Genomic DNA, 3,117 nt, shown 5'->3' with positions numbered 1-3,117 from the left:
GCTTGAACTCGATGCCCTTGGGCGACCAGCCCAGCGGCTTGTTGATCACCAGGTCTGCCACCACCGCCATGATCCAGGCGATGGCGATGTTGCTGTAGACGCCGAGCACCTGGCCCAGCGCCTGGAACACGTTCATCTCCATCAGCATGAAGGCGATGAAGGTGTTGAACACCACCCACACCACGCGGCCCGGGTGGCTGTGGGTGATGCGCGAGAAGAAGTTGCTCCAGGCCAGCGACCCGGCGTAGGCGTTGGTCACGTTGATCTTGAGCTGCGAGACCACCACGAACAAGGCCGTGGCGGCCACCGCCCAGCCGTAGTCGGAGAACACGTACTCGTAGGCCGCGAGGTACATCTGGTTGGGGTCCACCGCACGGTCGGGCGACACCATGTGGCTGATGGCCAGATACGCCAGCAAGGCACCGCCGAGCATCTTCACCACGCCCAGCAGCACCCAGCCCGGACCACCCGCCAGCACCCCGGCCCACCAGCGCAGCCCCTTGCCCGGCTCCTTGGCGGGCATGAAGCGCAAATAGTCGGCCTGCTCGCCCATCTGCGTGATGAGCGCGATGCCCACCGTGAGCGCCGCACCAAACAAGTGCCAATCAAACTGCCCACCCGCACCGGATTCGCCCCCATACCGCACCACGTTGGTGAACGTTTCGGGCGCCATGACCGCCACCGCCCCAAAAGGGACCACCATCATCACCAGCCACAACGGCTGGGTCCAGACCTGAAAGCGGCTGATCACCGACACCCCGTGCGTGACCAGCGGGATGACCACCACCGCGCAGATCAGGTAACCCCAGGCGGGCGGGATGTCGAGCGCGAGCTCCAGCGCATAGGCCATCACCGCGGCTTCGAGCGCGAAAAAGATGAAGGTGAAGGTGGCGTAGATCAGCGAGGTGATGGTGGAGCCGATGTAGCCAAAGCCCGCGCCCCGCGTGAGCAGGTCCATGTCGACCCCGTAGCGCGCGGCATACACGCTGATGGGCAGGCCCGCGAGAAAGATGATCAAACCGGTGCACAGGATGGCCAGTGCGGCGTTCACAAAGCCGTACTGCACCAGCAGCGTGGCGCCCACGGCTTCCAGAATGAGGAAGGAAGCCGCGCCAAACGCCGTGTTGGCCACGCGCCACTCGCTCCATTTTCGAAACCGCTGCGGGGTGTAGCGCAGCGCGTAGTCCTCCATGGTCTCGCTGCCGACCCAGCTGTTGTAGTCGCGGCGCACGCGGGTGATGCGCTGGGGCGCGTCCTGCCCCGGCTCCTGCCCTGCGGTGGGTGCGGGAGCGCTGCGGATGGGAACAATGGGTATGGTCGTCACACACCATTTGTGCAGCTTTCGTGCCACGCCACCGACCGGGCCCTCTCGGGGCACGGGAATTGCTGACCAGATCACCCAAGTACCACCGAAAACGCACGCACCACCATGGAACTCACGCCCAGAGAAAAAGACAAGCTGCTGATCTTCACCGCCGCCCTGCTGGCCGAGCGGCGGCAGGCGCGTGGACTCAAGCTCAACTACCCCGAAGCCGTAGCGCTGATCAGCGCGGCCGTGATGGAGGGCGCGCGCGACGGCAAGACCGTGGCCCAGCTCATGAGCGAAGGCCGCAATGTGCTCACCCGTGCCGACGTGATGGAGGGCATCGCCGAGATGATCCCGGACATCCAGGTCGAGGCCACGTTTCCCGACGGCACCAAGCTCGTCACCGTGCACCAACCCATTCCCTGACCCATTCACCGAAAGCTCCCATGCGCCTTGCCACCGCCCTCCTCGCCGCCGCCGCGTTCTGCGCGCCCGCACTCGCCCACGACGGCCACGGCCTGTTCGGCTCCCACTGGCATTCCACCGACACACTGGGTTTTGTCGGCGTGGTGGTGGCCATTGCCGTGGCGCTGTGGTGGTCCAGCGGCAAGCACTGAAAGGCAGGCCCATGATCCCCGGCGAACTCCTCACCGACGAGGGCGAACACACCCTCAACCCCGGCCGGCGCACGCTCACCCTGGTGGTGAAAAACGCCGCGGATCGTCCGATTCAGGTCGGCTCGCACTACCACTTTGCCGAGGTGAATGGCGCACTCGACTTTGACCGCGCCGCCGCGCACGGCATGCGGCTGAACATCGCCAGCGGCACCGCGGTGCGTTTCGAGCCGGGCCAGCAGCGCACGGTGGAGCTGGTGGATTACGCGGGCGACCGCGTTGTCTTCGGTTTCCGTGGTTTGACACAAGGGAAGCTCTGATGAGCACGATTTCAAGAAGCGCCTACGCCAACATGTTCGGCCCCACCGTGGGCGACCGCCTGCGTCTGGCCGACACCGGCTTGATGATCGAGATCGAGAAGGACTACACCCTGGCCGCCGGCGGCTACGGTGAAGAGGTCAAGTTCGGCGGCGGCAAGACCATCCGCGACGGCATGGCGCAAAGCCAGCGCACGCGCGCTGAAGGCGCGGTGGACACGGTGATGACCAACGCGGTCATCATCGACCACTGGGGCATCGTCAAGGCCGACATTGGCTTGAAGGGCGGGCGCATCGTGGCCATCGGCAAGGCTGGCAACCCCGACACCCAACCTGGCGTGGACATCATCATCGGCCCGGGCACCGAAGTCATCAGCTGCGAGGGCAACATCGTCACCGCCGGCGGCATCGACAGCCACATCCACTTCATCTGCCCGCAGCAGGTGGACGAGGCCCTCACATCCGGCATCACCACCATGCTCGGCGGCGGCACGGGGCCCGCCACCGGCACCTTCGCCACCACCTGCACGCCAGGCCCCTGGCACATCGAACGCATGCTGCAGGCCGCCGACGGCCTGCCGATGAACCTGGGCTTCCTGGGCAAGGGCAACGCCAGCCTGCCCGCCGCGCTGCACGAGCAGGTGAACGCCGGCGTGATCGGCCTGAAGCTCCATGAGGACTGGGGCACCACGCCCGCAGCCATCGACAACTGCCTGAGCGTGGCCGACGAAGCCGATGTTCAGGTGGCGATCCACAGCGACACGCTCAACGAGTCGGGCTTCGTGGAGAACACCATCGCGGCCACCAAGGGCCGCAGCCTGTGCGCCTTCCACACCGAAGGCGCGGGCGGCGGCCACGCGCCCGACATCCTGCGCGTGGT

Annotated in this window: 4 protein-coding genes and 1 pseudogene; 4 read left to right on the top strand and 1 reads right to left on the bottom strand. The window is 66.2% G+C overall.

The features are described 5' to 3' along the window. A pseudogene (locus tag IV113_RS18230) lies at positions 1-1,300 on the bottom strand (hybrid sensor histidine kinase/response regulator); the annotation flags it as partial. A gap of 129 nt (positions 1,301-1,429) precedes the next feature. On the opposite strand from IV113_RS18230, the gene IV113_RS18225 reads away from it, so the two are divergent. The 4 genes from IV113_RS18225 to IV113_RS18210 form a co-directional block, all read left to right on the top strand. Next, positions 1,430-1,732 carry an urease subunit gamma gene (locus tag IV113_RS18225; RefSeq protein WP_291087853.1) on the top strand — a complete coding sequence of 101 codons (303 nt, stop codon included), beginning with the start codon at positions 1,430-1,432 and terminating at the stop codon, positions 1,730-1,732. Between the two features lie 20 nt (positions 1,733-1,752). Continuing rightward, on the top strand, positions 1,753-1,923 hold the full coding sequence (locus IV113_RS18220) for a hypothetical protein (protein ID WP_291087850.1): 171 nt from the start codon (positions 1,753-1,755) through the stop codon (positions 1,921-1,923). 11 nt (positions 1,924-1,934) lie between these two features. Further along, on the top strand, positions 1,935-2,240 hold the full coding sequence (locus IV113_RS18215; protein WP_291087848.1) for an urease subunit beta: 306 nt from the start codon (positions 1,935-1,937) through the stop codon (positions 2,238-2,240). Then, positions 2,240-3,117, top strand: an 878-nt coding sequence (locus tag IV113_RS18210; RefSeq protein WP_291087845.1) for an urease subunit alpha, incomplete at its 3' end; no start/stop codon positions are given. The genes IV113_RS18215 and IV113_RS18210, both read left to right, overlap by 1 nt.

This window comes from Hydrogenophaga sp. (assembly GCF_018780385.1).
Classification (GTDB): domain Bacteria; phylum Pseudomonadota; class Gammaproteobacteria; order Burkholderiales; family Burkholderiaceae_C; genus Hydrogenophaga.
The sequence above is the reverse complement of the archived record's forward strand: the minus strand, read 5'-3'. Positions and strand labels throughout refer to the sequence as shown.

What these genes read in the sequence shown, in the direction of transcription:
- IV113_RS18225 (WP_291087853.1), top strand. Translation starts at nt 1,430, where the DNA reads ATGGAACTCACGCCCAGAGAAAAAGACAAGCTGCTGATCTTCACCGCC.
- IV113_RS18220 (WP_291087850.1), top strand. Translation starts at nt 1,753, where the DNA reads ATGCGCCTTGCCACCGCCCTCCTCGCCGCCGCCGCGTTCTGCGCGCCC.
- IV113_RS18215 (WP_291087848.1), top strand. Translation starts at nt 1,935, where the DNA reads ATGATCCCCGGCGAACTCCTCACCGACGAGGGCGAACACACCCTCAAC.